The 25654-nt window shown below is 68.7% G+C and carries 21 protein-coding genes; 13 read left to right on the top strand and 8 right to left on the bottom strand.

The window, feature by feature from the left end:
* Positions 1-3 precede the first annotated feature (3 nt).
* The 5 genes from V6M63_RS15345 to V6M63_RS15325 form a co-directional block, all read right to left on the bottom strand.
* Positions 4-2100, bottom strand: coding sequence for an acetate--CoA ligase family protein (locus V6M63_RS15345; protein WP_332743261.1), 2097 nt, complete (start codon positions 2098-2100; stop codon positions 4-6).
* 5 nt (positions 2101-2105) lie between these two features.
* Positions 2106-2897 (bottom strand): enoyl-CoA hydratase/isomerase family protein, encoded by a 792-nt coding sequence (locus V6M63_RS15340; protein ID WP_332743259.1) that lies wholly within the window; start codon positions 2895-2897, stop codon positions 2106-2108.
* Positions 2898-2913: 16 nt separating this feature from the next.
* On the bottom strand, positions 2914-3888 hold the full coding sequence (locus V6M63_RS15335; protein ID WP_442909599.1) for a tripartite tricarboxylate transporter substrate binding protein: 975 nt from the start codon (positions 3886-3888) through the stop codon (positions 2914-2916).
* A gap of 257 nt (positions 3889-4145) precedes the next feature.
* Positions 4146-4595 (bottom strand): OsmC family protein, encoded by a 450-nt coding sequence (locus V6M63_RS15330; protein ID WP_332743257.1) that lies wholly within the window; start codon positions 4593-4595, stop codon positions 4146-4148.
* Positions 4596-4626: 31 nt separating this feature from the next.
* Positions 4627-5511, bottom strand: coding sequence for an MBL fold metallo-hydrolase (locus V6M63_RS15325; RefSeq protein ID WP_332743255.1), 885 nt, complete (start codon positions 5509-5511; stop codon positions 4627-4629).
* A 119-nt stretch (positions 5512-5630) separates the two neighbouring features.
* Here V6M63_RS15325 and V6M63_RS15320 point away from each other — a divergent pair, with 119 nt between their 5' ends.
* The 9 genes from V6M63_RS15320 to V6M63_RS15280 all read left to right on the top strand — a co-directional run bounded on the left by V6M63_RS15320 (position 5631) and on the right by V6M63_RS15280 (position 12874).
* Positions 5631-5951, top strand: a complete 321-nt coding sequence (locus V6M63_RS15320; protein WP_056265242.1) for an ArsR/SmtB family transcription factor — start codon at positions 5631-5633, stop codon at positions 5949-5951.
* A gap of 3 nt (positions 5952-5954) precedes the next feature.
* Positions 5955-6392: a YeeE/YedE family protein gene (locus V6M63_RS15315; RefSeq protein ID WP_332743252.1), complete on the top strand. Its 438-nt coding sequence runs from the start codon at positions 5955-5957 to the stop codon at positions 6390-6392.
* Positions 6393-6403: 11 nt separating this feature from the next.
* Positions 6404-6838, top strand: coding sequence for a DUF6691 family protein (locus V6M63_RS15310; protein WP_332743250.1), 435 nt, complete (start codon positions 6404-6406; stop codon positions 6836-6838).
* Position 6839: 1 nt separating this feature from the next.
* Positions 6840-7271: a TIGR01244 family sulfur transferase gene (locus V6M63_RS15305; protein ID WP_332743248.1), complete on the top strand. Its 432-nt coding sequence runs from the start codon at positions 6840-6842 to the stop codon at positions 7269-7271.
* 27 nt (positions 7272-7298) lie between these two features.
* Positions 7299-9035, top strand: coding sequence for a SulP family inorganic anion transporter (locus tag V6M63_RS15300; RefSeq protein WP_332743246.1), 1737 nt, complete (start codon positions 7299-7301; stop codon positions 9033-9035).
* 57 nt (positions 9036-9092) lie between these two features.
* Positions 9093-10196, top strand: coding sequence for a mechanosensitive ion channel family protein (locus V6M63_RS15295; protein ID WP_332743244.1), 1104 nt, complete (start codon positions 9093-9095; stop codon positions 10194-10196).
* Between the two features lie 90 nt (positions 10197-10286).
* Positions 10287-11492, top strand: a complete 1206-nt coding sequence (locus tag V6M63_RS15290) for an NnrS family protein (protein WP_332743242.1) — start codon at positions 10287-10289, stop codon at positions 11490-11492.
* A 6-nt stretch (positions 11493-11498) separates the two neighbouring features.
* A complete protein-coding gene (gene fdxA / locus V6M63_RS15285) occupies positions 11499-11822 on the top strand; it encodes a ferredoxin FdxA (protein WP_291083170.1) in 324 nt (107 codons plus the stop codon).
* Positions 11819-12874 carry a serine hydrolase domain-containing protein gene (locus tag V6M63_RS15280; RefSeq protein ID WP_332743237.1) on the top strand — a complete coding sequence of 352 codons (1056 nt, stop codon included), beginning with the start codon at positions 11819-11821 and terminating at the stop codon, positions 12872-12874. The genes fdxA and V6M63_RS15280 overlap by 4 nt, the downstream gene beginning before the upstream one ends.
* 15 nt (positions 12875-12889) lie before the next feature.
* Here the strand turns inward: V6M63_RS15280 and V6M63_RS15275 are convergent, their stop codons facing one another.
* Positions 12890-15892 carry an autotransporter outer membrane beta-barrel domain-containing protein gene (locus tag V6M63_RS15275; protein WP_332743235.1) on the bottom strand — a complete coding sequence of 1001 codons (3003 nt, stop codon included), beginning with the start codon at positions 15890-15892 and terminating at the stop codon, positions 12890-12892.
* A gap of 182 nt (positions 15893-16074) precedes the next feature.
* On the opposite strand from V6M63_RS15275, the gene V6M63_RS15270 reads away from it, so the two are divergent.
* Positions 16075-17151, top strand: a complete 1077-nt coding sequence (locus tag V6M63_RS15270) for an acyltransferase family protein (protein ID WP_332743234.1) — start codon at positions 16075-16077, stop codon at positions 17149-17151.
* Position 17152: 1 nt separating this feature from the next.
* Here the strand turns inward: V6M63_RS15270 and cphA are convergent, their stop codons facing one another.
* Both cphA and V6M63_RS15260 read right to left on the bottom strand, forming a co-directional pair.
* Positions 17153-19735 (bottom strand): cyanophycin synthetase, encoded by a 2583-nt coding sequence (gene cphA / locus V6M63_RS15265; RefSeq protein WP_332743232.1) that lies wholly within the window; start codon positions 19733-19735, stop codon positions 17153-17155.
* Between the two features lie 53 nt (positions 19736-19788).
* Positions 19789-21939 carry a cyanophycin synthetase family protein gene (locus V6M63_RS15260; RefSeq protein ID WP_332743230.1) on the bottom strand — a complete coding sequence of 717 codons (2151 nt, stop codon included), beginning with the start codon at positions 21937-21939 and terminating at the stop codon, positions 19789-19791.
* A 212-nt stretch (positions 21940-22151) separates the two neighbouring features.
* On the opposite strand from V6M63_RS15260, the gene V6M63_RS15255 reads away from it, so the two are divergent.
* The 3 genes from V6M63_RS15255 to V6M63_RS15245 are packed head-to-tail and all read left to right on the top strand — an operon-like array spanning position 22152 to position 25653.
* Complete coding sequence (locus tag V6M63_RS15255) at positions 22152-24449, top strand: cyanophycin metabolism-associated ABC transporter (protein WP_442909598.1); 2298 nt, start codon at positions 22152-22154, stop codon at positions 24447-24449.
* Positions 24446-24934 carry a cyanophycin metabolism-associated DUF1854 family protein gene (locus V6M63_RS15250; RefSeq protein ID WP_332743228.1) on the top strand — a complete coding sequence of 163 codons (489 nt, stop codon included), beginning with the start codon at positions 24446-24448 and terminating at the stop codon, positions 24932-24934. The genes V6M63_RS15255 and V6M63_RS15250 overlap by 4 nt, the downstream gene beginning before the upstream one ends.
* Positions 24931-25653: a hypothetical protein gene (locus tag V6M63_RS15245; protein ID WP_332743226.1), complete on the top strand. Its 723-nt coding sequence runs from the start codon at positions 24931-24933 to the stop codon at positions 25651-25653. The genes V6M63_RS15250 and V6M63_RS15245 overlap by 4 nt, the downstream gene beginning before the upstream one ends.
* Position 25654: the final 1 nt, after the last annotated feature.

Below are 25654 nucleotides of genomic sequence, written 5' to 3'. Positions count from 1 at the left end.
CTCTCAGGCGAGCACGACCACGCCGTCGGCAGCGCTGACACCTTCTCCCTGCGCACGCACGAACACGGGGTTGATCTCCGCCTCGACCAGGCGATCACCCAGCTGGGCGGTCATGCGCGAGAACGCGACGATGGCATCCACCAGGGCGTCCACATCGGCCTTGGGCCGGCCACGGAAGCCGTCCAGCAGCGGCCAGGTCTTGAGCTCCTTCGCCATGGACAGCGCGTCGGCGCGGCTCAGACCGGTGAGGCCCTGCGCGTCCTGCGGCAGCAGGCGCAGCGTCGTGTCCTTGAACAGTTCGGCGGTCACGCCGCCCATGCCCAGCATCACGGCCGTGCCCAGCGCATCGCGGTGCATGCCCAGGATCAACTCCGTGCCACCACCCACCATTTCCTGCACCAGGAAACGCGCCGGGCGAACGCCGGCCCTGGCCTGCACGTCGTCGGTCATGGTCGTCAGGCGAGCGCCCACCGTCTCGGCCGTGAGACCGACGGCCACGCCGCCCACATCGCTCTTGTGCGTGATCTGTGACGACAGGATCTTGAGCACCACGCGGCCACCGAGCTCGCGCGCGGCGGCTTCGGCTTCGGTGGGTGTGGACACGATGCGCTCGGCCGCGCAAGGCACGTTGAAGCGCGCGAACAGCTGCTTGGCCTGCGCTTCATCCAGCGATCCCGAGGGCAGGTCTCCGACCACCACGGCCGCCGGCGCGGCGGGCTCATCGACGGGCGCCACGAAGGCGCCCACCCGGTGCATCGCGTCCAGCGCGGCGGTGCAGTTTTCCGCCCCGGTGAACGCGGGCACGCCGTGGCGCGTGAGCAGGGCGCCCACCTCGGGCGCGTGCGGACTCACGTAGGCCATGATGGGTTTGTCGGAATCGGGCAGGCAGTCGCGGATGGCGTTGACCATCAACTCGGGCATGGCCAGGCTGGACGAGCCCACGATGATCACGAGCGCGTCGTAGCTCGGGCTGGCCAGCAGGGCGCGGATCGCGCCACGCAGCAAGTCGGGTCGCAGGCCGGCCAGGGTCACGTCGATCGGGTTGCGGTCCAGCACGGCTTCGCTGCCGGTCTGCAGCGCGCGCAGTGCGGCGGCGGTGGCCTCGTCGGGGGCGGGCGTCTCGAATCCCGCCACACCGAGGTCGTCGGACACCAGCGTGCCCGCACCACCGGTGCTGGTGAGGATGGCCACGCGCTGGCCCCGCAGGTGGCGTCCGGTGGCCAGGGCCACGGGGATGTCCAGCAGGTCGTTGAAGGTCTGCGCGCGAATCACGCCCACTTGCCTGAAGAGCGCGTCGTACATGCGGTCCGCGCCGGCCATGGCACCGGTGTGCGACACGGCGGCCTGCGCGCCCGCTTCCGAGCGGCCGATCTTGAAGGCCACCACCGGCTTGCCCGCGCGTGCGGCCTTGAGGCAGGCCGCGCGGAATCTGGCGGGGTCGCGCACCGTCTCGACGTACAGCGCGATCACCTGGGTGGCCGGGTCATCGGCCAGGTGGTCGATGAAGTCGGCCAGCTCCAGGTCCACCTCGTTGCTGGTGGAGATGAGCTTGCTCAGGCCGATGCCGCGTGCCGCAGCGCGCGAGAGCAACGAGCCCAGGATGCCGCCGCTTTGCGAGACCACGCCGATGCCGCCCACCGGGAACTCGTCCATCTCCAGCGCGCCGGTGGCCGAGAGCACGATCCTGTCGGTCAGGTTCACCAGGCCGATGGTGTTGGGGCCGAGGATGCGCATCGGGCCAGCCGCTTCGATCAGCTGCTTCTGGCGCCGCGCGCCCTCTTCGCCGGTTTCCGTGTAGCCGCTGGCCAGCACGATGGCCGCCGCACAGCCGCGCGCCGAGAGCTCCTTGACCGCGAGGTGGGCACGCTCGGCGCCCAGCAGCACGATGGCGACATCGGGCGTTTCCGGCAGCGAGGCGATGTCCGCGTAGCACGGCAGCTTGCCGATGCGGTCGGCCTTCGGGTTCACCGGCATGATGCGGCCCGAGAAGCCGTGCTTCTGCAGGTAGGCCACCGGACGGCCGGCGGTTTTGCCGGGGTCGGCCGAGGCGCCGATGATGGCAACGCTGCGTGGCTGGAGCAAGCGGTCGATGGCATTCATGGTGCTCACCCCTTGCTCGCGGCCTGGGCCAGGAAGGCCTCCACCGAAGCGCGGTGCTCGCTGCTGGTGTAGCAGATGCCCTGGGCCTGGCTGCCCTGCGCGAACACGTCGTGCGAGCTCAGCTCGAAGCTCTGGTTGAGGATGGTCTTGGTCAGGGCCAGGGCGGTGCCGGACGATTGGCTCAGCTCGGATGCCCAGGCCTGTGCGTCGGCCACGAGCGTGTCGGCGCTGGTCTTGCGGTCCACGATGCCCAGCGACACGGCCTCGTCCACCAAGACCCGCCGGCCGGTGAAGATGAGTTCCTTGGCCCTGGCCAGACCCACGCGGCGTGGCAGGAAGTACATGCCGCCGCCGTCGGGGATGATGCCGCGCAGCACATACGACCACGCAAAGCTCGCCCACTCGCTGGCGATGATGAAGTCGCAGGCCAGTGCCGTGTCGGCGCCCAGGCCCGAGGCCGCGCCATTGACGGCGGCGATCACCGGCTTGGGGCAGGTGTGCAGCAGGGCCTGTGCGGTGTGCACACGCTGCTGGCGGTGCCAGCCGTTGAAACCCACTTCGCCGGCCGGTGCGTTCATCCGTTTTTGCATCCCCGAGATGTCGCCCCCCGCGCAGAATCCCTTGCCGGCGCCGGTCAGCACCAGTGCACGGATCGCCTTGTCGGCGGTCACCGATTCCAGCGCATCGATGAACTCCGAACGCATGTCATCGCTCATGGCATTGCGCTTGTCGGGGCGGTTGAGCGTGAGGGTCGCAATGCGCTCGCTCACCTGAAGCTCGATCAGTGTGTAGTCCATGGTGATGCAACAACGTTCAGTTGGTTTTCAGGTTGTTTTCCTTGACCACCTTGCGCCAGCGGGCCTCTTCGGCTTTCACGTAGCGGTCGAACTCGGCGGGGTCGGAGGCGGTGATGACCAGGCCTTCCTGCTCCACCTTCTGCACGAATTCAGGACTTTGCGCAGCCTTCTTGATCGAAGCATTGAGCTTGGCGATCACAGGAGCAGGCGTGCCGGCCGGCACAAAGAAGCCGTACCAGCTTTCCACGGCATAGCCGGGCACGGTGGCGGCCACGGTCGGAACACCTTTGAAGGCGGGCGACGGCTCGGGCGTGGTGACAGCGATGGCGCGCAGCGTGCCCTGGTCGATGAACGAGGACACGGCGGCCGCGGTGCCGAAGAACAGATCCACCTGACCGCCGCGCAGGTCGGTCATGGCCGGGCCGGCACCTCGGTAGGGAATGTGCAGCAACTCGATCTTGGTCAGGTTGGTGAACATCTCGCCGGCCAGGTGAGCCGAGGTGCCATTGCCCTGCGATGCGTACGTGAGCTTTTTGCCACTCTTGACCGCATCCACAATGTCCTTGACCGTTTTGTAGGGACTGTCGGGGCGCACCACCAGCACGTTGGGTCCGCGACCCACCAGGCTCACCGCGGCGAAGGCGGTCTCGTTGGCGTACGGCAGCTTGGCAATCAGGCTCGGGTTCACCGCGTGTGCCAGGGTCGCAAGCACCAGGGTGTACCCGTCTGGCGGGCTCTTGGCCGCGATATCGGTACCGATCACGGTGCCGGCGCCAGGCTTGTTCTCGATGACCACTGGCTGGCCCAGTTCCTTGGCCATGCCCAGTCCGAGCGTGCGTGCAATGAGGTCGGTGCCGCCGCCGGGTGCGAACGGCACGATGATGCGCACCGCGCGCTCGGGAAACTCGGCGCGCGCCGCGCCCGCCATGGCGGCCAGACTCAGACACAAGCCACCGGCAAGCAGGCGCAGGGAAATGGGGAACGCTTTCATGTGTTGTCTCCTGGAAGGAAATGGATGGGAGCTCGAGTCCAGCGAGCGCTCTTTGGCGCCTTGGTGGCCGAGTCGGTAGCTTAGGCCGCCGCATCCGGTTTGGGATCCCTTCAATTCCACTGGATGGAATCAGGAAAGTCCCGAGGTGCCTGCGGCGCCCGCGCGGGCGGAATGGCCGCAACGGTTCGTGAGGACCCGTTCGCCTCAGCTTCAAGGTCTTGCAAGACCTTGATTTCTCGATGCGGGGATGGACCGGGTCAGGTCTGATCCCGCAACGTCAGGCCATGGGCGTCGACAACGGTGACCCGCACGGGCACGGCCTGGCGCACACTTTGCGTGACCGTACAGAACTCTTCGAATTGCGCCAGTGCGCGGTCCAGGTGCTCGAGCGAACTCGCCGCCACCCCGAGGGTGATGGTGGCGTGGATGCCCAGGATCCGCAGCCGGCCTTCCGGGTTGCGGCCCGTCTCGGCCCGCACCTCACACCGCAGCGGCTCCGGCGCCTGCTTGAACTTGCGCAGCGCGAACAGCAGCGAGTCGCTCAGGCAGTTGCCCACCGCGGCGGCCAGCAACTGTGCAGGGGCAGGGCCTTCGCCTTTGCCCAGCGGTGCTGGCTCGTCGGCGATCAGCCTCGGGATGTTCTCGCCGAAGTTGATCTCGAAGCGGTAGTCGGCTTGCTGCTGGAGCGATACGGAAACGGTGGTCATGGTGCTGCCCTGGGCGAGTGAGGTTGGAGGATCAGAGCGCGTTGAGCGGGATCTTCAGGTAGGCCACACCGTTGTCTTCCTTGGGTGGCAGTTCGCCCGCGCGGATGTTGACCTGGACCGAGGGCAGGATCAGCGTCGGCATCTCCAGGGTGGCGTCGCGCTGCGTGCGCATGGCCACGAACTCGTCTTCGCTCACGCCATCGTGCACGTGGATGTTCTTCGCACGCTGCTCGGCCACCGTGGTCTCGAAGGCCACCGGGCGGTCGTTGGGCGGGTAGTCGTGGCACATGAAGAGGCGCGTTTCCGGCGGCAGGCTCAGCAGCTTGCGGGTGGAGGCGTAGAGCGCGTGGGCATCGCCGCCGGGGAAGTCGCAGCGCGCGGTGCCCACGTCGGGCATGAACAGTGTGTCGCCCACGAACACCGCGTCGCCGAAGCGGTAGGCCGCGCAGGCCGGCGTGTGGCCGGGCACGTACATCACCTCACCAGCGAGGGCGCCCAACGGGATGGCTTCACCTTCCTGGAACAGGTGGTCGAACTGCGAGCCGTCGAGCTTGAACTCGGGCTCCAGGTTGAACACGCCCTTGAACACCTTCTGCACGCGGGTGATGTTGCCGCCAATGCCGATCTTTCCGCCCAGTTGGGCCCGCAGATAGGGCGCGGCCGAGAGGTGGTCGGCATGGGCGTGGGTCTCCAGGATCCATTGCACGTGCAGGTCGTTGGCGCGCACGTACTCGATCACCTTGTCGGCCGATGCGTGCTGCGTGCGGCCCGATTTGGGGTCGTAGTCGAGCACCGAATCGATGATCGCGCAGTCGCTGCCCGGGCCGTTGTGGACCACATAGGTCACGGTCCAGGTGGCGGGATCGAACATGCCATGGACCTGGGGTTGGGCGGGGGTGGTCGAAAGAGATGTCATGGAGGACTCCTTTAAATAAGCTGACAACAATATATTGACAAATAGAATGTTTGTCAATATATTCTCACCATGCTTCGAGGCAGCGCTGAGCAGCCTCAATGAACTGGAAGGAAACATCGATGAAAAGCGTCCTGATGGACCTGGAAGAAATGCAGTCGGCCGCAGGCCGGGCCTGCCGCCTGATGAAGGTGCTGGCCAACCCGGATCGGCTGTTGATCCTGTGTCAGCTCTCTCAGGGTGAGCGCCGCGTGGGGGAGCTTGAAGAGCTGCTCGGCATCGTGCAACCCACCTTGTCTCAGCAGCTCACCGTGCTGCGCGACGAGGACCTGGTGAGCACGCGCCGCGAGGGCAAGAACATCCACTACGCGCTGACCAGCCCGAAGGCGCTGGCCGTGATGCAGGTGCTCTACGAACAATTTTGTGTCTGTGAAAAGGAGTGAGTCATGACGATTGATTGGGTCAATTTCACGCCGTGGGCTTCGTTGTCCGGCGGCATCTTGCTGGGCGTGGCCTCGGCATTTTTCATTCTGGTGAACGGCCGCGTGCTGGGCATCAGCGGCATTCTGGGTGGCCTGTTGCCCCCGAAGATGGGCGACGCCGGCTGGCGCATCGCGTTCCTGCTGGGCATGCTGGCCGCGCCATTGGTGTACGGCCTGCTGGCGCCCGAAGGCTTCGCGCAGGCACCGCGCATTGACGCGGGCTTCGCCACCATCGTGGTCGCCGGCTTGCTGGTGGGCCTGGGCACGCGCTACGGCTCCGGTTGCACCAGCGGCCACGGCGTGTGCGGGCTCTCGCGCCTGTCGCCCCGGTCACTCGTTGCCACGCTCGCCTTCATGGGCGCGGGTTTCGTCATGGTCTTCGTGGTTCGCCACGTTCTGTAAGGAGCACACACATGCACCGCATCACCGAATTCTTCGTGGGCCTGCTGTTTGGCCTGGGCCTGCTGCTCTCCGGCATGACCGACCCGGCCAAGGTGCTCGGTTTCCTGGACCTGTTCGGCACCTGGGACCCGTCGCTCGCCTTTGTCATGGGCGGCGCCATCGCCGTGGGCTTCTTTGCCTTCGCGCTGGCCAGGAAGCGCACCACCAACTTCCTGGGGGGAGCGCTGCACCTGCCCAAGTCGAGCCAGATCGACAAGCGCCTGGTGATCGGCGGCCTGACCTTTGGCGCGGGCTGGGGCCTGGCGGGTTTCTGCCCGGGCCCGGGCATCGTGTCCATGGCCTCCGGCGAGGTGAAGGCCGCGGTGTTCGTGGCGGCCATGGTCGTCGGCATGGTGATCTTCGAGATCGCCGAGCGCACCGGCTTGCGCCAGCGCGTGGGAGCCTGACATGGGGCCGTTGAACGTGATCCCCCTGTCGGACGAGCTGTCGGTCGCGGGGCAGGTTTCTCCCGCCGACCTCCCGGGGATTGCGCGCGCCGGCTTCAAGTCCGTCATCTGCAACCGGCCGGACGGCGAGAGCCCGGGCCAGTCCAGCCACCTCGATCTGGCGGCTGCGGCCAGCCAGGCGGGCCTGGCGCTGGCCTACCTGCCGGTGGTCTCGGGTCGGGTCACCCCTGCAGACGGTCAGGCGTTCGCCGCTTTGCTCAACCAGCTGCCCACGCCCGCGCTCGCGTACTGCCGCAGCGGCATGCGGTCGGCGACGCTGTGGGCGCTGTCGCAAGCGGGTTCGCAACCCTGGCCCGAGCTCGTGCAACGCGCGGCCCAGGCCGGTTTCAACCTGAGCGGCGTGGCCCCGCCCCCGCAAACTTCGTCCCTGTGACGCCCGCTGCCTGAACACCCCCCAAGCATGAATCCATCGTCCTACTGGCGTCAGCTGTTGCCTTCCCTGCCCGTGCTGCACTGGGGTCGCGCGTACAACCGCGAGACGCTCGTCAGCGATGGCGTGGCGGCGCTGATCGTCACCATCATGTTGATCCCCCAGAGCCTGGCCTACGCCATGCTCGCGGGTCTGCCCCCCGAGGTGGGCCTGTACGCGAGCGTGGCGCCGCTGCTGCTCTACGCGGTGTTCGGCACCAGCCGCGTGCTGGCCGTGGGGCCGGTGGCGGTGGTGTCTCTCATGACGGCCGCGGCCATTGGCCAGCACGCGGTGGCGGGCACGCCCGAGTACTGGGCGGTGGCCATCACGCTGGCCTTTCTCTCGGGCCTGCTGCTGCTGGCCATGGGGCTGCTGCGCCTGGGCTTCCTCGCCAACTTCCTGAGCCACCCGGTGATCTCGGGTTTCATCTCGGCCTCGGGTCTGCTGATCGCGGCCAGCCAGCTCAAGACCTTGATGGGGGTGAAAGCCGAAGGGCACAACTTCGTCGATCTGAGCCTGTCGCTGCTGTCGCAGCTCGGTCAGGTGCACGCACTCACCCTCGTCATCGGCGCGGCCACGGTCGCCTTCCTGTTCTGGGTGCGCAGCGGCCTCAAGCCGCTGTTGCAGCGGGTCGGCATGCAGCCGCGAGCGGCCGACATGCTGGCCAAGACCGGACCGGTGGCGGCGATCGCGGTGACCACGCTGCTCACCTGGGGCCTGGACTGGCAGGCGCAGGGCGTGAAGATCGTGGGTGCCGTGCCCCAGGGCCTGCCGCCGTTCACGCTGCCCTTGTGGGACCTGGGCCTGTGGCAGCAACTGCTGGTGCCGGCGCTGCTCATCAGCGTGGTCGGATTTGTCGAGTCGGTGTCGGTCGGGCAGACCCTGGCCGCCAAGCGGCGCCAGCGCATCGAACCCGACCAGGAACTCGTGGCGCTCGGGTCGAGCAACCTCTCGGCCGCGTTCACCGGCGGCTTCCCGGTGACCGGGGGCTTCGCGCGCTCGGTGGTCAATTTCGACGCCGGTGCCCAGACCCCGGCGGCCGGCGTGTTCACCGCCGCCGGCATCACGCTGGCCTCGCTGTTCCTCACGCCCGCGCTGTTCTACCTGCCGCAGGCCACGCTGGCCGCCACCATCGTGGTGGCGGTGCTGTCGCTGGTGGACTTCAGCATCCTGCGCAAAACCTGGAACTACGCCAAATCGGACTTCCTGGCGGTTCTGGCCACGCTGGTGGCCACGCTCACGGTCGGGGTGGAGACGGGCCTGGTCGTGGGCGTTGGCGTTTCGCTGGCGCTGTACCTCTACCGCACGAGCCGCCCGCACATGGCCGAGGTGGGCCTGGTCGCGGGCACCGAACATTTCCGCAACGTGCAGCGCCATGCCGTGCTGGTGAGTCCGCGGGTGCTGAGCCTGCGGGTCGACGAAAGCCTGTACTTCGCCAACTCGCGCGCGCTGGAAGACCGCATCAACAACGCCGTGGCCCACCGCCCCGGCCTGGAGCACGTGGTGCTGCAGTGTTCGGCCATCAACGACATCGATGCCAGCGCTCTGGAGAGTCTGGAAGCCATCGACCTGCGTTTGCGCGGCGCCGGCCTGCGTCTGCACCTGTCCGAGGTCAAGGGGCCGGTGATGGACCGTTTGAAGAACACGGAATTCCTGCACGGCCTGAGCGGTCGGGTGTTTCTCACCCACTACCAGGCCGTCCACGAACTCGCGCCCGACGTTGGCTGAGCGGGCGTTTCCGGGGGCGGCCGCTCACGCCCGCCTGTGCATGCGTTACGCTGCCGCATGGACTACCCCCACTGGTTTCCACCCGCGCTCGTGACCTGGCTGCCCATGCTGGGCAGCATGTTGGTGGGCGTGCTCGCCGCCAGTCTCATTTTCAGGTTGGGCGAGCGCGTCGTGCGCCGCGCCACACGGGGGGCGCCCATTGCCGCCAGCGTGGCATCCGGCATCCGCGCACCCGCGTCATGGTTGTTGCCGATGCTGTTCGTCAACCTGGTGTTGCAAGGTGCGCCACAAGACGCTCCGGGGCTTGCGGGTGTTCAGCGTCTGATGGCCTTGCTGTTGATCGCGAGCCTGACATGGATGGTGTCCAACGCCATCCGGGGCCTGGCACAAGGCGTGATTGCCGCCAATCCGACGGGTGTGGCGAACAACCTGGAGGCTCGCCGGATCCAGACGCAGACGCGCGTGCTGGCGCGCTCGCTTCAAGGCCTGGTGGTGCTGATCGGGCTGGCCTTGATGTTGATGACCATTCCCGCGGCGCGTCAGATCGGCGCGAGTCTGCTGGCCTCGGCCGGGGTGGTCGGTATCGTGGCCGGCTTTGCGGCACGCCCTGTGCTGGGCAATCTGATCGCCGGGCTGCAGATCGGACTGAGCCAACCCATTCGCCTGGACGATGTGGTCATTGTCGAAAACGAATGGGGGGTGATCGAAGAGATCACGGGCACCTATGTGGTGGTTCGAATCTGGGACCAGCGCCGCCTCATCGTGCCCCTGCAATACTGGATCGAGAAGCCGTTCCAGAACTGGACGCGAAGCAGCTCGGAGCTCATCGGAACGGTGTTCCTGTGGGTGGACTACCGCATGCCCTTGGCACCGCTGCGAACCGAGCTGCAACGGCTTTGCGAAGCGTCGGTGCATTGGGACAAGCGCCTGGCCATGATCCAGGTGACGGAAGCCGGCCCGCATGCGATGCAGCTGCGTTGCCTGGTGACATCGGCGTCGGCTTCAGCGAGCTGGGACCTGCGCTGCGAGGTGCGCGAAGGCCTTCTCGATTTCATGCAGCGCGAATACGTCCACTTTCTCCCGCGCCAGCGGGCAGAGATCACGATCGATCCACCCGCCGATCCAACCGCGGGCAACCCGCTTCAGGCCGATCGGGCTTGACGACCGTCACCGGATGTCTTTAAGATGCATTCAAAATGAATGTTTATCCCGCTCCTGGGATATCCATCGCCCAGGAGCCTTGTGCCTCCCATGACAACGCCACCCGCCATGCTCGCAGTCCATGCGGCCACTCCCGTGCCATCGCCCCAGGGGTGGCCACTGCTGCGGCTCGGTTTCCGTCCGTTTTACCTGGGCGCCGCCGCCTACGGCATGCTGGCCATCCCGCTGTGGATCGCGCTCCTGCTGGGGCAGGTTTCCTTGAACCTGACGGTCTCGCCCGTGCTCTGGCACGCCCACGAAATGTTGTTCGGCTTCACGGTGGCCGTGATCGTGGGTTTTCTGCTGACGGCGGGCAAGGCATGGACCGGCCTGGACACGCCGCGCGGTGCCGTGCTGGCCGCTCTCGCCGCGCTGTGGCTGGCCGCCCGGCTCGCGGCCGTTTTTGCACCGTATGTGGTCTACGCGTTGCTGGACTTGCTGCTGTTGCCGCTGGTGGCCGGCATCTTCATCGCGGTGCTCCTGCGTGCGGGCGGCGGGCGAAACTTGCCATTGGGCGCCATCCTGTTGCTGCTCGCTCTGGCCAATGCTGCGTTTCACGGAGCGGTGAGCGGGGTCCTCGACATCGAACCGGTCCGTGCCCTGCATGCGGGGCTGGCGCTGATCGTGATGATCGAGTGCGTGATCGCCGGGCGGGTGATCCCGGCGTTCACCCAGTCGGCGTTGCCCGGCGTGAGGTTGAAGGTGCCTCCTGGGCTGGAGCAGGCCACACTCGGCACCACGGCCATCGCGCTGGCCTTGTGGGTGCTGGCTCCGGCCAACATCTTCAGCGCCACGGCGCTCGGTGCAGCGGCTTTGCTGCATGTGCTTCGCCTGTGGTGTTGGAAACCGCTTCGCACGCGATCACGCCCTATCCTGTGGGTGTTGCACCTCGCCTATGCCTGGTTGCCCGTCGGCCTTGTGCTGCTCGCGCTGTCGCAGCTCGGCGTGGTGGGCATTTCGTCCGGCATTCACGCGCTGGCGGTGGGTGCCACCGGCGGGCTCATCATCGGCATGATCACCCGCACCGCGCGCGGTCACACCGGGCGGCCGCTGCAGGTTTCGCGTCTTGAGGTCGCCGCCTACCTGCTGGTGGCCGGCGCTGCCGTGGCCCGGGTGCTGCTGCCGTTGCTGGCGCCGCAGCACCTCGCCATCTGGCTGGTGGCTGCGGCCCTGGCCTGGGGCATCGCATTCGCCCTGTATCTGTTTGTCTTTGCGCCCTGGCTGGTCGCGACCCGCCTCGACGGCAAGGACGGCTGAGCCGCCATGACCTTTGTCGTCACCGAAGCGTGCATACGCTGCAAGTACACCGACTGCGTTGACGTGTGCCCGGTCGACGCCTTTCGCGAAGGCCCGAACTTCCTCGTCATCGACCCCGACGACTGCATCGACTGCGCCGTGTGCGTTCCGGAATGCCCCGTCAATGCCATCTATGCCGAAGAGGATGTGCCGGGCCATCAGCTGCACTTCACGGCCCTGAATGCCGAGCTGGCGCGCGAATGGAAACCCATCGTCCGCACCAAGCTGCCACTGCCGGACGCCGACGAGTGGAGCCACATCGAATCGAAGCTCGGCGAGCTGAAGCGATGAGACACACCCACCCCGCCTCCGCGGGCTCGCGCAAGAACATGCTCGAACTCCAGGCCGTCCTGCGCGACCCGCGCGTGCAAGCCTTGATCCCGGGCATGTCTTTGGCCACCGTCCGTGGCGGCGCTGTTGACACGGTGCATGCGTGGGGCATGCGCGGTGCCCACGACCCCAGGCCGGTCGATCCTCACACGGTGTTCGAGGCGGCTTCCCTCACCAAACCGCTCGTGGCGTTCATCGCGCTGCAGCTCGCCGACGAGGGTCGCCTGGCGCTGGACGCGCCGCTGCAAGCCCTGTGTGGCGAGTACGTGCCCGGCGATGAGCGAGCACACGAAATCACCGGAATCCATGTCCTCACGCACACCAGCGGCCTGCCCAACATCGTGAGTGCGCAGACACCACTGAAAACGCACTTTCCGCCCGGGGAGCGTTTCAGCTACGGCAGCAGTGCCTTCGGCTGGTTGCAGCGGGCCATGGAGAAAGTGACGGGCCAGCCGCTGGAAACCTTGGCCCGCGAACGGGTGTTTGTGCCCTTCGACATGGCCGACTCCAGTCTGCAGTGGAGCGAGCGCTTCGAATCCAACCACGCGACGGGCCATGAGATGGACGGTGAGCCGGTGCCGAAACGCCGCCCCGCCACGGCGGCCGCGTCCTGGTCCCTCCTCACAACCGCCACCGACTACGCGCGCTTCGTGAGCGCCGTGCTGTGTGGCCATGGCCTCACGCCGGCGATGCATGGCCGCTGGTTCGTGCCCGCCGTGCCGGCCCGGGAGGGCGTGGACGCTGTGCTGACGCCAGACGCCCCGCAGACGCAGGGTGTTGCGTGGGGGCTCGGGTGGGGCCTGGAGCCCGACCAGGGCTGCTGCTTCCACTGGGGACACAACCCGGGTTTCCGCGCATTCGTCATGGCCGATCTGCAGACCCGCCATGCCGTGGTGTGGTTCGCCAATTCGGCGCGTGGGCTGCGGCTGGCGCGGCGCATCCTGCCCGTGACCGTGCCCGGAGACCACCGATCGCTGGACTGGCTGCAGATCGCCAGCAGCCTCGACGGCTGAGCGGTTGCGTCGAACTCAGAAGCCCAGGGTGTAGCCGGTGAAGACCGTGAGCACGCTTTGGCCGATGGCTTGCTCCTGCCAGACCAGGTTCAGGCCCAGGCGCTCGTTCTTCTTGAACAGGTGGGCCAGGCCGGCCGAGGCCGTGAGCCGGGTCCGCTGCGCGTGCGGCATCGCAACGCTGAAACTGCCCAGGCCGGGAATCTCGCTGCTGCCCGAGCGGTTGCCCATCGATCGGCTCAGGTCGTGTTGAACACCGGCCGTGGCGCTGAGGGAGAGTTGTTCGGCCAGCTGTGCCCGCACGCCCACGCCGACCAGGGCGACGACGGCGCGCTGGCTCTGTGCGTCGAAGCTCAGCGGACTGGCGACATCGCTGCTCACGGCTTCGGTGTAGCCGCGGGTGCGGATGCGGGCATGGCGCACGCCGACATGGGGAGCCACCGCGACCTGACCGGTCAGCGCACGGTTGTAGCTCGCCATCAGCTGATAGGCCCGGGCGGCGACGCGCGTGCTGCCCTGTCCGGCTTCGCTGTAATCGCCGCCGCTGCGGCCGATGGTCAGCGCGTTGTCGGAGAAAGCGGCCGAGGCCCGCACCGCCCAGCCGCTGCCGTCGGCGTTGTGGTTCCACTGACCAAACACGCCGACCATGGGGTTGGTGCCGCGCAGGCGGATCTGGTCGGACAGGTTCGCGCTGGTGGACCAGTCGGCGAATGCGCCGACCTGCAGGCCGGGGGCCGCGCGGTAGGCGACGACGACCTGCGCCGCCTGCACATGGCGCCCCTGGCTGCCAAGGGTCTGGCTGCGGCGGCCACCGAGGCCCACGCACATGCCGCGTCGGTCGTAGCGGCCGCAGTCGTACGAGAGGCCGGCCTGCAGCGCCGCCCCTTGCAGGCTGTAGAGCGTGGCCATCTGCCGGGCGTTGTCCTCCACGTCGTGCAGCGTGTGGGCTGCGGAGGGCGCCAGGGTCAGGTACACGTCGTTGGCGCCGTAGCTCAGGTAGTAGCCCAGCGGTGTGACCGAGCCCAGGTTGGTCGACAGCGTGGCGAACCGGCCGCCCACGCCGCTGGCGGTGAGCAGGGTGTAGCGGCCCATGCGGTAGGTGCCGGCGGCGGCGTTGAGCGTCAGGGTACCGGCGAGCGTGGCCGTGTTGGCCACGTCGATCCGCTGGAAGCTGGTGGGCTCGGCGCGCACGACCAGGTTGCCGGTCGGGGATTGGGTCAGGCTGCCACCCAGGTTGACCGTCTGGCTGGCGGCGGAAACGTCGAAGCTTCCGTTGTTGCTCACGGCCGACGTGGAGGTGATCGATCCGGCGCCCGCCAGCGCCAGCGTCGATCCGAAGTCGATGAGGGTCGGGCCGGTGTAGGTGTTGGCCGCGGTCAGCAGCAGCGTGCCGCCGCCCTCGATCTCGATGTCGCCCGGCGTGGCACCGTCGGCAATGACGCTGCTCACGGTCAGCGTCGTGCCGGGGGCCACGTTGACGACCGGATCACCGGCCACGGTGATGGCGTTGGTGATGGTCATGGTCTGGGTGGTGCCCAGTGCGGCGGGCACCGTGGCCGAGCCGACCAGGGCCAACGTGCCGGTGCCCAATGCCGAGGGCGCGGAGATCACCAGCATCGCGCCGGCCTGCACCTCGATGCCGCCGGTGTGGGTGTTGATGCCGGACAGGGTGATCGAGCCCTGGCGTGCGGTGCCGCTGTTGCTGATGATCAGCTTGCCGGCCACGCCTGCGGTCGCATCGGAAAAATTCCCGGAGAAGGTCGAGGCCAGGGCCTGCTGGTCGATGGTGCCGTCGTTCGCGCTGATGGTGAAATCGCCCGCGACGGTGGAGGCGCTGGACATCTCCAGCGTGCCGCCGTCGAAGCTGCTGTTCACCGAGGTACCCAACCCGGAGGACGCGAAGGTCTGCCCCGCCAGGATGTCGCTCGACAGCGTGTAGGAACAGGCCCCGCCACCGAAACACAGGTTCCAGATGTTGTCACTGCCCGAGGCCAGGCTCAGGTTCCAGGCGGTGCTGCCGTAGGTGCCCGAGGTGTTGGCCAGGTAGCTGCCCGTGACGCCGCTGAGAACGGCGCCGTAGTAGTAGCCCGAGGTGACCGACGAGCCCGTGTGGATGCCGAAGTTCATCGCGCCGTTGGCGCTGCGCACCGACAACTTGCCGTAGGCCGTCGGCGACTGGATGACGATGGAATAGTTGGTGGGCTGGATGGTGATGCTCAGGGGTGCGCCACCCCCTTGCGCGTTCACCAGGTTGACCACGGTCTGGTCGATGGCCGCCGCCGAGCCGGCGCCAGAAATGCTGCCGTGGTTGATCAAGGTGGTGATGCTGCCGCCGCCACCGATGGCGGCGAGCGGCACCCAGTGCCGGGACCACATGGAGCCGTGGTTGGTCAAGGTGGTGATGACGCCGTTGTTCTCCACCGCGTACAGCCCGCTGATCAGGCCGCCCGCGCCATTGGTGACCGAGACCAGCGTGCTGCCCGCCTGGTTCGCAATCGCCGAGAAGCTCTGCGTGAAGGCATTGAGGTAGGCGTTGTTGGTGATGCTCGAACCGGTGGCGGTGGCGTGGACCGTGATGCCGCGGTCGGTGCCCAGGATGGACCCGTTGTTGACGATCACTGCCGCCGAACGCAGCTGGATGCCGCCCTTGCTGCTCAACTGTCCGTTGTTGACGATGTTCGCCAGGCTGGCGGTGCTGTTGAAATACAGCCCCGTACCGCCGCTCGTGCTGCTGAGCAGGTTGCCGTGGTTGGTCAGGTTGCCGACGTCGACGCCGTCCACCACGATGGGCGTGGTGACGCCCGAGCCGCTGCCCACGGTGACACCGGCGTTGACCACGATGTCCCCGCCGGTGGCGGTGACGGTCGAGGTCGTGCTGGAAGAGATGGTCTGCTGGGCCTGCGCCAGTCCCGAACCACACAGCATCACCGCGGCCGCAACGAGGCTCAGGCGGGGCGGGGCGGATGCCGCCGATCGCTCCACTGGCCTGAAGCGCCTGCCGCGTTTTTCGAGGGTGGTCATGGGGTTTGCGCCGGGGGTGAGAAGCGACCAGTGTGTGCTTCTGACATCGCACGGAAGACTCGAAGTGCCGCACCATCCCCGGCCTTCTCGGGCCCTTCGTTTCTGCGTGGCGTGCAAAGCGGAACGCGGGTGAACGCGCAGCGGCGATGATGCCGACCTGATCTCCTCTGCCATTTCCCTCCATGCACCTCCCCACCCGCCCCACGTCCACCGGTGAGCGTTTGCCCTTCATCGACGCGCTCAAGGCCGTCGGTTCACAGCTCATCGTGCTGCACCACCTGGCGTTCTACGGCCCCATGTCGGACTGGACGCACCAGCTCGCCCCGGGCCTGGTGGGCTGGTTCAGCCAGCACGCGCGCATGGCGGTGCAGATCTTCCTGGTGGTGGCGGGCTTCCTGGCCGCGCGCAGCCTGGCGCCCGGCGGGCGCCTGCGCAGCGAGCGCCCGCCGGCCTTGTTGTGGCAGCGCTTCGTGCGGGTGAGCCTGCCGCTGCTGGCGGCGCTGCTGCTGGCCATGGTGTGCACCGAGATCGCACGCCACTGGATGACGCACGACTCGCTGCCCGCGCCACCCACGCTGTGGCAGCTGGTGGCGCATGCCCTGTTGATCCACAGCCTGCTCGGCGTGGATTCGCTGTCGGCGGGGGTCTGGTATGTGGCCATCGACGTTCAGCTGTACGCGCTGCTGCTTGGTCTGCTGTGGCTGGGTCGGCGGTCAGGCGCCGCCGTGCCGCTGCTGGTGGTGGCCGTGGTGCTCGCCTCGCTCTTTCACTTCAACCGCGACAGCCACTGGGACAACTGGGCGATCTACTTTTTCGGCGCCTACGGCCTGGGGGCGCTGGCCTTCTGGGTGAGCCGCGCGGACGCAGGACGCAGCGCGCCGGCGTGGCTGGCGGGCATGGTGTTGCTCACCGCCCTGGCGCTCGCCCTGGACTGGCGCACCCGCATCGCGCTGGCGCTGGGCGTGGCGCTGGCGCTGGCCTGGGCGCACCGCAGCGGCTGGCTGTTCACCTGGCCACGCAGCCGCGCGCTGGGCTACCTGGGCCGCATCTCATACGGGGTGTTCCTGCTGAACTTTCCGGTGGCGCTGGTGGTGAACGCCTGGTTCACGCGCTACGCCAGCCCCGACGCCTGGGTGCAGACGCTCGGGGTGGGCGTGGCCTGGCTGGCGTGCAACCTGGCCGGCGCGGCCTTCCACCACGGGGTGGAGCTTCGCCTGGGCCGGCTGGGCCGGGCGCGACCGATCGCCGCGCCCACTTGACTCAGGCCGTGGCGGCGGGAGCAGACTCGCAGCGCTCGCGCAGGTAGCGCAGCGAAGCCTCCACCTGGTCGATCAGCACCAGGCACAGGTCGCCGGGTTGCAGACGATCCAGCGCGGCGTCGATGGCCACGAACTCGCCCTGGATGGTGTCGATGCGGCGGGTGCGCGTGGCGCCTTCGAGTCCCTGGCGCAGCAGCTCCGTGACTTCGCCTTCGGTGCGGCCGCGCTGGCAGGCGTCCTCGTACAGGATCACCTCGTCAAACGCCGCACCCAGGATGCGCGTCTGCTCGCGGATGTCCTCGTCGCGCCGGTCGCCCGCGCCACTGATCACCACCAGGCGGCGCTGCGCGGGCATGGCATCGGCGGCCGCGACCAGGGCGCGCATGGCATCCGGGTTGTGGCCGTAGTCGGCGATCACGGTGGCGCCGCGCAGGCTCATCAGGTTGAAGCGGCCGGGCACGCTGCCGGCGTCGCTCTGGAACGTGGCCAGGCCCTGGCGGATGCGGGCCCACGGGATGCCCAGGCCCCAGGCCGCGGCCAGCGCCGCCATGGCGTTGTCCACCTGGAAGCCGATGCGCCCGTTCATGGTCATGGGGATGTCGGCCAGCGCCACCTCGTGGCGGCGTTCGCCCTGGGTGGCGACGATGTGGTCACCCTCCACCCAGACCGCGCGGCGCCCCTGCGCCCGGTGCGTGGCCAGCACCGGGTTGTTGCTGTCGCTGCAGAAGAAGATCACCTTGCCCGTGCACACCTCGGCCATGCGCACGCAGTGCGGATCGGCCGCATTGAGCACACCGTAGCCGGTGGGCGCCACGTTCTGGATGACCACGCGCTTGAGCACCGCGATGTCTTCCACCGTGGTGATGTAGTTCAGGCCCAGGTGGTCGCCCGAGCCGATGTTGGTGACCACCGCCACCTGGCAGCGGTCGAAGCCCAGGCCTTCGCGCAGCACACCGCCGCGCGCGGTCTCGAACACCGCCGCGTCCACCTCGGGGTGCATGAGCACATTGCGCGCGCTGCGCGGGCCGGCGCAGTCGCCGCTGTCGGTCTGGCGACCGTTCACGTACACGCCGTCGGTGTTGGTCATGCCCACGCGCATGCCCTGGGTGTGCAGCAGGTGCGCGATCAGGCGCGCGGTGGTGGTCTTGCCGTTGGTGCCGGTGACGGCCACCACCGGCACGCGGCCGTTCTGGTTGGGCGGAAACAGGTGGTCGACGATGGCTTCACCCACGGCGCGGCCCTTGCCGTACGAGGGGCTCAGGTGCATGCGCAGGCCGGGGGCGGCGTTCACTTCCACCACGCCGCCGCTCTGGTCTTCCAGCGGGGTGAGCACGGTCTCGCACACCACGTCCACGCCGCACACGTCCAGCCCCACCATGCGGGCCGCGGCCACGGCGCGCGCCGCCACCTCGGGGTGCACGTCGTCGGTCACGTCGGTGGCGGTGCCGCCGGTGGAGAGGTTGGCGTTGTTGCGCAGCACCACGCGCTGACCCTTGGCCGGCACGGTGTCGGGCGTGTGCCCCTGGATCTGCAGGCGGGCCAGGGCGATGTCGTCGATGCGCATGCGCGTGAGCGAGGTGGCGTGGCCATCGCCGCGCTGGGGATCGGCGTTGACCGCGTCCACCAGCTGGGCCACGGTGTGCACGCCGTCGCCGGTCACCTGCGGCGGATCGCGCCGCGCCGCGGCCACCAGCCGATCGCCCACCACCAGCAGTCGGTAGTCGCTGCCGGGCAGGTACTTCTCCACCATCGGCTGGCCGTGTTCGAGGGCCGCGCGGTAGGCCAGTTCGAGGTGGTCGCGCGAGACGATGTTCACCGTCACGCCCTTGCCCTGGTTGCCGTCGCGCGGCTTCACCACCACCGGCAGGCCGATGTATTGCGCTGCGACCCAGGCTTCTTCGGCGCTGTCCACCGGGCGGCCCAGGGGCACCGGCACGCCCGCGGCGCGCAGCAGGTTCTTGGTGAGGTCCTTGTCCTGCGCGATGCTTTCGGACACCGCGCTGGTGGTGTCGACCTCGGCGGCCCAGATGCGGCGCTGGTGCGCGCCCCAGCCCAGCTGCACCAGCGAGCCCTGCGTGAGGCGGCGGTACGGGATGCCACGGGCCACCGCCGCGTTGACGATGGCGCCGGTGGACGGGCCCAGGCGCACGTCTTCGTCGATCTCGCGCAGGCGGGCGATGACGGCCTCCACATCAAAAGCCTCGTCGCGCTGACCACGCACCACCGCGATGAGTTGCTCGGCCGCCTTGAGGGCCTCGCGCCCCACGGCCTCCTCGGTGTACTCGACCACCACCTGGTAGGTGCCCTGCACCACGGTTTCGGTGCAGCGCGAAAAACTCACCGGGCAGCCGGCCTGGGCCTGCAGGGCCAGCGCCACCAGCTTGAGCACATTGGCCAGTGAGAGGTCGCTGGCCGGACGCGGCCAACGACCGAGCTGCGGGAAGCGCGCGCGCAGCGCGGCCTCGAAGCCGGGCAGGGCGCTCAGGGAGCGCTCGTCGGGTGGGCAGTGGACGATGGCTTCGATGGCGGTCTGGCGGGTCCAGAGGTTGGGACCACGCAAGGCACGGATGCGGGAAATGTCCATGGCGGAGGGCGGAATTCGGTTGGGGTTCGGTCGGGAAACGGGGGTGGGGTGCTTCAGGCGCGCGGCAGGGTGTCAAAGCGCTGCAGGCCGGCGGCCACCAGCACCGGGCTCATGCCGGTGGCCCAGGCGGCTGCCGCGGCACCGCACAGAACGTGGGCCGTCGCCGGGTCGGCCATGCCGGTCAGCGGCGCGCGCGCGATCACCTCGCCGTTGTCGATGAGGCACACCGCCTCGTCTTGCCAGCGCACGGTGCGCGGCATCGTCACGTCGGCCGGCACCGGGCCGGCGCCGTACCCCAGGCTGCTCCCGTCGCAATGCCGCGCGAGATCGGCCACGCCGGGCTCGTCCAGGTTGAGCACGCAGGCCCCTTGCTCCAGCACCACATCGACCTGGGTGCGCAGCACCCGTGGCATGCCCGAGGCGTCAAAGATGTCGTGGTGCGTCAGGCCTTCCCAGCCGCCCAGGTCGGTCACCACGCCCACCAGGCAGCGGTCGTAGGGCAGGCCGTGGTCGAGGATGAGCGAGGGCGCGGTCTCCACCGCCAGGCCCTGGATCTCGCGGTTCATGAGCAGGCGCTGGCACTGCTCCCAGTAGTCGGCACCGGCGCGCTCGATGCGGCGGCGCCCGATGTGGATGCCTTCGCTCGATGCGAGGCCCGCCGGGGCTCCGGCCAGGTCGAGCAGGAAGGCCGCGGCGCGGGCCAGCAGGGCGGTGCCCCGGGTGCCGCTCACGCCGATGAGGGGCACGCGCCCGGCCATGGGTGTGCCCGGGTCGAACAGCTGGGCCACGATGGCTTCACCCACCGGGCGGGGCTGGCCGATGGCCGGGCGCAGGTGCATGAGCAGCCCGGGGCCGGCATTGACTTCCACGATGGCGCCGCCCACCTCGTGCAGCGGGCGGCCGATGTCCTGCGTGACCATGTCGATGCCGGCAATGTCCAGGCCCACGGCGCGTGCCGCCAGACTCGCCATGTAGGCCACCTCGGGGTGGACCTCGTCGGTGCAGTCGCAGGCCATGTTGCCGTTGCGCTGCACCAGCACGCGCTGATCCACAGCGGGCACGGCGTCGGGCCCCAGGCCCTGGCGCTCCAGCAGCAGGGCCATGGCCGGTTCACGCTCCAGCCGGATCGTCTCCAGCGGAAACTCTTCGGCCTCGCCACGGCGCGGGTCGCTGTTGAGCTGCAGGTCGATGAGGGTCTTCACGTCGGCCACGCCGTCGCCGGTGACCCACAGGCTCTCGCCCCGGTTGGCCGCCACCACGCGCCCGCCCACCACCAGCACGCGGTGCTCGTCGCCCAGGATGTAGCGCTCGACGATCACGTCGCTGCCTTCGGCATCGGCAATGGCGAAGGCGCGCTCGATGTCGGCCTGCTCGCTGAGTTCGAGCGAGACACCGCGGCCGTGGTTGGCGTCGCTGGGTTTGACCACCACCGGCAGCCCGATGTCCTGCGCCACGTCCCAGGCCTCTTGCGCGTTGGCCACGATGTGGCCCTCGGGCACCGGCACGCCGCAGCTCAGCAGCAGCGATTTGGTCAGGTCCTTGTCACCGGCGATGTTCTCGGCGATCGCGCTGGTGAGCTCGGTCTCTGCGGTCCAGATGCGGCGCTGGCGCGCGCCCTGGCCGAGTTGCACGAGGTTGCCATCGGTCAGGCGCAGGTGCGGGATGCCGCGCTCGGTGGCCGCGTTCACGATGGCCGCGGTGGAGGGGCCCAGCCAGGTCGCGTCGACCACCTCGTGCAAGGCCTTCACCGCCGCCGCCACGTCAAAGGCCTCGTTGTTCATCGCCGCCTGCAGCAGCGCATGCCCGTGGCTCAGGGCCGCCTCGGCGGTGGCGCGGTTGCGGGCGCGAAACACCATGCGGTAGACGCCGGGCTGGCTGGTGCTGCGCGTCTGGCCGAAGCCGGTGGGCATGCCCGACAGGTTGAGCAGCTCGATCACGCAGTGCTCCAGCACGTGGCCGGCCCAGGTGCCTTCACGCAGCCGTTGCAGGAAGCCCCCGGGCTCGCCCACGCCGCAATGGTGCGAGGCCAGGCCCGGCAACAGGACCAGCAAACGGTCGGTCAGGCCCTCGATGGTGTGGGAGGGGCGTTGCTCCAGCGCCCCCAGATCCAGCCAGACCTCCATCGCGGAACGGTAGGTCCAGATGTTGGGCCCACCCAGGAAACGGTGGCGAAGCACGGTCAGCGCAAAACGGTTTGAATCCATAAAACCCGGGATTGAACGCACAAAAGCCGGGCAGTGGGCCCGGCTGTCAACGGTGGGCGCACGCCCTCAAGCGCCGCCCGGTGCGGGTGCTTGATGCACCCGACCCCCGCATTCTGCGCTGTCCCGAGGCGGTGCGACTGAGCCGTGCACGACAAATTGTGGCTCTATGTCACGCCAGCAACGCCGGCGACTTGGCGCACAATTTCCGGTTCATGCAAACCACCGCTGCCACACCCCGTCCCACCCCCCTCGGCCCGTCTTCGGCCGACACCCCCCCACCGGACGTGCTGGCCCGCATGACCCTCGATCTGGACGAGCAGGGTCGCTTCACCGCCGGTGAACTGCTGCTCACCCCGACCGAACTGGTGCAGCTGCCCGCGCACGGCAGCCGGCAGGCCTGGCCCCTGCAGAGCGCGCTGCGCCTGCAGCACACCGATCTGGCCGGCGTCGCCACGCTGGACCTGCTGGACGACGGTGGTCTGCGCACGCGCTGGCGCTTCACCCTCGCCCAGAACCCCGCCGCGCTGCGGCTGGTGCGCCAGTTCGACCTGGCCATGGGCCGCCTGCAGGGCGGCGCGGCACCCACCCCCGAAGCGGGCCAGCGCTGCCCGTCGTGCCAGTCGCTGCTGAACCCCGACAGCGAGGAGTGCGAAGTCTGTGCGCGGCAACTCGCCGAGATTCCGTCGACGTGGGTGCTGCTGCGCCTGTGGCGTTTCGCGCGGCCCTACCGCTGGCAGCTGCTGGCGGGCTTCCTGCTCACGCTGGCCTCCACCGCCGCCACGCTGGTGCCGCCCTACCTGACCATCCCGCTCATGGACGACGTGCTGATCCCGTTCCAGAACGGACAGCAGATCGACACCGGCTACGTGGCCTTGCTGCTCTCGGGCCTGCTGGGCGCGGGTCTGGTGGCCTGGGGGCTGGGCTGGGCGCGCACCTGGTTGCTGGCGCTGGTGTCCGAGCGCATCGCGGCCGATCTGCGCACCAGCGCCTTCGACCACCTGCTGGGCCTCTCGCTCGACTACTTCGGCGCCAAGCGCACCGGCGACCTGATCGCCCGCATCGGTTCCGAGACCGACCGGCTCTCGGTGTTCCTCTCGCTGCACGCGCTCGATTTCGCCACCGACGTGCTGATGCTGCTCATGACATCGGCCATCCTGTTCTCCATCAACCCCTGGCTGGCGCTGGTCACGCTGCTGCCGCTGCCTTTCATTGCCTGGATGATCCACCGCGTGCGCGACCGCCTGCGCACCGGCTTCGAAAAAATCGACCGCGTGTGGGGCGACGTGACCAACGTGCTGGCCGACACCATTCCCGGCATCCGCGTGGTCAAGGCCTTCGCGCAGGAGCGGCGCGAGTCGGGCCGTTTTCACGAGGCCAATGCGCAGAACCTGGTGGTCAACGACCGCATCAACAAGACCTGGAGCCTGTTCACGCCCACCGTCACCCTGCTCACCGACGTGGGCCTGCTGGTGGTCTGGGCGTTCGGCATCTGGCAGATCGCCAAGGGCGACATCACGGTCGGTGTGCTGACCGCCTTCATCGCCTACATCGGTCGCTTCTACGGCCGGCTCGACTCCATGAGCCGCATCGTCTCGGTGACGCAGAAGGCCGCCGCCGGGGCCAAGCGCATCTTCGACATCCTGGACCACGTGTCCAACGTGCCCGAACCCACCGAGCCGGTGCAGGACGTGTCGGTGCGCGGCGGCCTGAGCATGCGCGGCATCGCATTCCGCTACGGCAACCGCTCGGTGATCCGCGACCTGAGCCTGGACATCCGGCCCGGCGAAATGATCGGCCTGGTGGGCCACAGCGGCTCGGGCAAGAGCACGCTGGTCAACCTGATCTGCCGCTTCTACGACGTGAGCGAAGGCCACATCGAACTCGACGGCACCGACATCCGGCGCTTTCGCGTGGCCGACTACCGCCGCCACATCGGCCTGGTGCTGCAGGAGCCTTTTCTGTTCTTCGGCACCGTGGCCGACAACATCGCCTACGGCAAGCCGGGCGCCACGCGCGAGGAGATCGTGGCCGCCGCGCGCGCGGCCCACGCGCACGATTTCATCCTGCGCCTGGCGCACGGCTACGACTCGCTGGTGGGCGAGCGCGGCCAGGGCCTCTCGGGCGGGGAACGCCAGCGCATCAGCATCGCGCGCGCGCTGCTGATCGACCCGCGCATCCTGATCCTGGACGAAGCCACCTCGGCCGTGGACACCGAGACAGAAAAAGAAATCCAGAAGGCGCTGGACAACCTGGTGCAGGGCCGCACGACGATTGCGATCGCGCACCGCCTGTCCACGCTGCGCAAGGCCGACCGGCTGGTGGTGATGGACCGCGGCGAGGTGGTGGAGGTGGGCCCACACGACGAGCTGATGGCGCGCCAGGGCCACTACTGGCGCCTGCACGAGGCCCAGGCCCGCCAGGCCGCCGCCGAAGACCCCGACCACATCGACAACGCCCTGGCCCACCACCTGCCGCAGCCCTCGGCGCACACCGGTGCCCTTCCACCATGAACACAACGACCGACTCCATGGACGACTTCGACCTGCAGCGCGACAGCCAGGGCCGATGGGTCTGCCGCCTGGCCGGCGGTGAGCCCCGGGTGGGCGTGCAGGTGGTGCGCTCCTTTCCGCTCAGCGCGCCCGACGAGGCCATTGCCATCGTCGACCCCGACGGCCATGAGATGGTGTTCGTGGCACGGCTGCACGCGCTCGACGAGCCGCGTCGCGCCGCGGTGGTGCAGGCGATGTCGGAGCGGGAGTTCTCGCCGGTGGTCCTGCGCATCCGCGAGGTGAGCACCTTCAGCACCCCCAGCACCTGGCAGGTCGACACCGACCGTGGCCCCACCGAGCTCGTGCTCAAGGTGGAGGAAGACATCCGCCGCCTGCCCGGCCAGCACCGCCTGCTGATCACCAGCGCGCACGGCGTGGTGTTCGACATTCCCGACCGCAACCAGCTCGACCGGGTGTCGCGCCGCTACCTGGAGCGTTTCCTGTGACCCGACTCGACACCGAGCAGCAGCGCCTCTATCCCGACGCCGCCGACGGACACACGCGGGCCCTGGTGCTGGGCCTGGCCCGGCCCGCCGACTGGACCGTGCTGCGCGCGGTCTGGCAAGGCGTGCAGGCCGACCTGGAACTGCCCGCCCCGGCCATCGCGGTCTCCGGCACCGACAGCTACCAGCTCTGGTTCTCGCTGGCGCAACCGGTGGCGCTGGAACAGGCGCAGCGCTTCCTGGAGCAGCTGCGCCAGCGTTACCTGCCCGACGTCGCACGCGCGCGCATCCGGATATGGCCGCCAGCCGACATGCCTGTGGCGGGGTCCGTGCACCACGTCCCCGCCGTGCCGGCGCGCCAGGAGGCCACGGGCAACTGGTCGGCCTTTGTCAGCCCGGACCTGCCCGCGGTGTTTGGCGAAGACCCGTGGCTGGACATGGCGCCGGGCCTGGACGCCCAAGCCGAACTGTTGTCGCGGTTGAAATGCATCCAGCCCGATGAATGGGCCCATGCCCTTGAGCGCCTGACACCGGCCGAAGCCCCCGCCACCCCGCCCACACGCGCGCCGGCACCAACAGAACCGCCCGGGCCCACCGGCGGTGCGCCGATGGAGCCCAGGCAGTTCCTGCTGTCGGTGATGAACGACCCCTCAGCGCCGCTGGCGCTGCGCATCGAGGCGGCCAAGGCCTTGTTGCCGCTCGCGCCTCGCGGCCCTGCCTGAT

It is taken from the genome of Hydrogenophaga sp., from assembly GCF_036675665.1.
Taxonomy (GTDB): Bacteria; Pseudomonadota; Gammaproteobacteria; order Burkholderiales; family Burkholderiaceae_C; genus Hydrogenophaga.
The sequence above is the reverse complement of the archived record's forward strand: the minus strand, read 5'-3'. Positions and strand labels throughout refer to the sequence as shown.

What these genes read in the sequence shown, in the direction of transcription:
- V6M63_RS15290 (WP_332743242.1), top strand. Translation starts at nt 10,287, where the DNA reads ATGACAACGCCACCCGCCATGCTCGCAGTCCATGCGGCCACTCCCGTG.
- V6M63_RS15340 (WP_332743259.1), bottom strand. Translation starts at nt 2,897, where the DNA reads ATGGACTACACACTGATCGAGCTTCAGGTGAGCGAGCGCATTGCGACC.
- V6M63_RS15320 (WP_056265242.1), top strand. Translation starts at nt 5,631, where the DNA reads ATGAAAAGCGTCCTGATGGACCTGGAAGAAATGCAGTCGGCCGCAGGC.
- fdxA (WP_291083170.1), top strand. Translation starts at nt 11,499, where the DNA reads ATGACCTTTGTCGTCACCGAAGCGTGCATACGCTGCAAGTACACCGAC.
- V6M63_RS15305 (WP_332743248.1), top strand. Translation starts at nt 6,840, where the DNA reads ATGGGGCCGTTGAACGTGATCCCCCTGTCGGACGAGCTGTCGGTCGCG.
- V6M63_RS15300 (WP_332743246.1), top strand. Translation starts at nt 7,299, where the DNA reads ATGAATCCATCGTCCTACTGGCGTCAGCTGTTGCCTTCCCTGCCCGTG.
- V6M63_RS15255 (WP_442909598.1), top strand. Translation starts at nt 22,152, where the DNA reads ATGCAAACCACCGCTGCCACACCCCGTCCCACCCCCCTCGGCCCGTCT.
- V6M63_RS15280 (WP_332743237.1), top strand. Translation starts at nt 11,819, where the DNA reads ATGAGACACACCCACCCCGCCTCCGCGGGCTCGCGCAAGAACATGCTC.
- V6M63_RS15295 (WP_332743244.1), top strand. Translation starts at nt 9,093, where the DNA reads ATGGACTACCCCCACTGGTTTCCACCCGCGCTCGTGACCTGGCTGCCC.
- V6M63_RS15325 (WP_332743255.1), bottom strand. Translation starts at nt 5,511, where the DNA reads ATGACATCTCTTTCGACCACCCCCGCCCAACCCCAGGTCCATGGCATG.
- cphA (WP_332743232.1), bottom strand. Translation starts at nt 19,735, where the DNA reads ATGGACATTTCCCGCATCCGTGCCTTGCGTGGTCCCAACCTCTGGACC.
- V6M63_RS15315 (WP_332743252.1), top strand. Translation starts at nt 5,955, where the DNA reads ATGACGATTGATTGGGTCAATTTCACGCCGTGGGCTTCGTTGTCCGGC.
- V6M63_RS15250 (WP_332743228.1), top strand. Translation starts at nt 24,446, where the DNA reads ATGAACACAACGACCGACTCCATGGACGACTTCGACCTGCAGCGCGAC.
- V6M63_RS15275 (WP_332743235.1), bottom strand. Translation starts at nt 15,892, where the DNA reads ATGACCACCCTCGAAAAACGCGGCAGGCGCTTCAGGCCAGTGGAGCGA.
- V6M63_RS15270 (WP_332743234.1), top strand. Translation starts at nt 16,075, where the DNA reads ATGCACCTCCCCACCCGCCCCACGTCCACCGGTGAGCGTTTGCCCTTC.
- V6M63_RS15310 (WP_332743250.1), top strand. Translation starts at nt 6,404, where the DNA reads ATGCACCGCATCACCGAATTCTTCGTGGGCCTGCTGTTTGGCCTGGGC.
- V6M63_RS15345 (WP_332743261.1), bottom strand. Translation starts at nt 2,100, where the DNA reads ATGAATGCCATCGACCGCTTGCTCCAGCCACGCAGCGTTGCCATCATC.
- V6M63_RS15260 (WP_332743230.1), bottom strand. Translation starts at nt 21,939, where the DNA reads ATGGATTCAAACCGTTTTGCGCTGACCGTGCTTCGCCACCGTTTCCTG.
- V6M63_RS15330 (WP_332743257.1), bottom strand. Translation starts at nt 4,595, where the DNA reads ATGACCACCGTTTCCGTATCGCTCCAGCAGCAAGCCGACTACCGCTTC.
- V6M63_RS15335 (WP_442909599.1), bottom strand. Translation starts at nt 3,888, where the DNA reads ATGAAAGCGTTCCCCATTTCCCTGCGCCTGCTTGCCGGTGGCTTGTGT.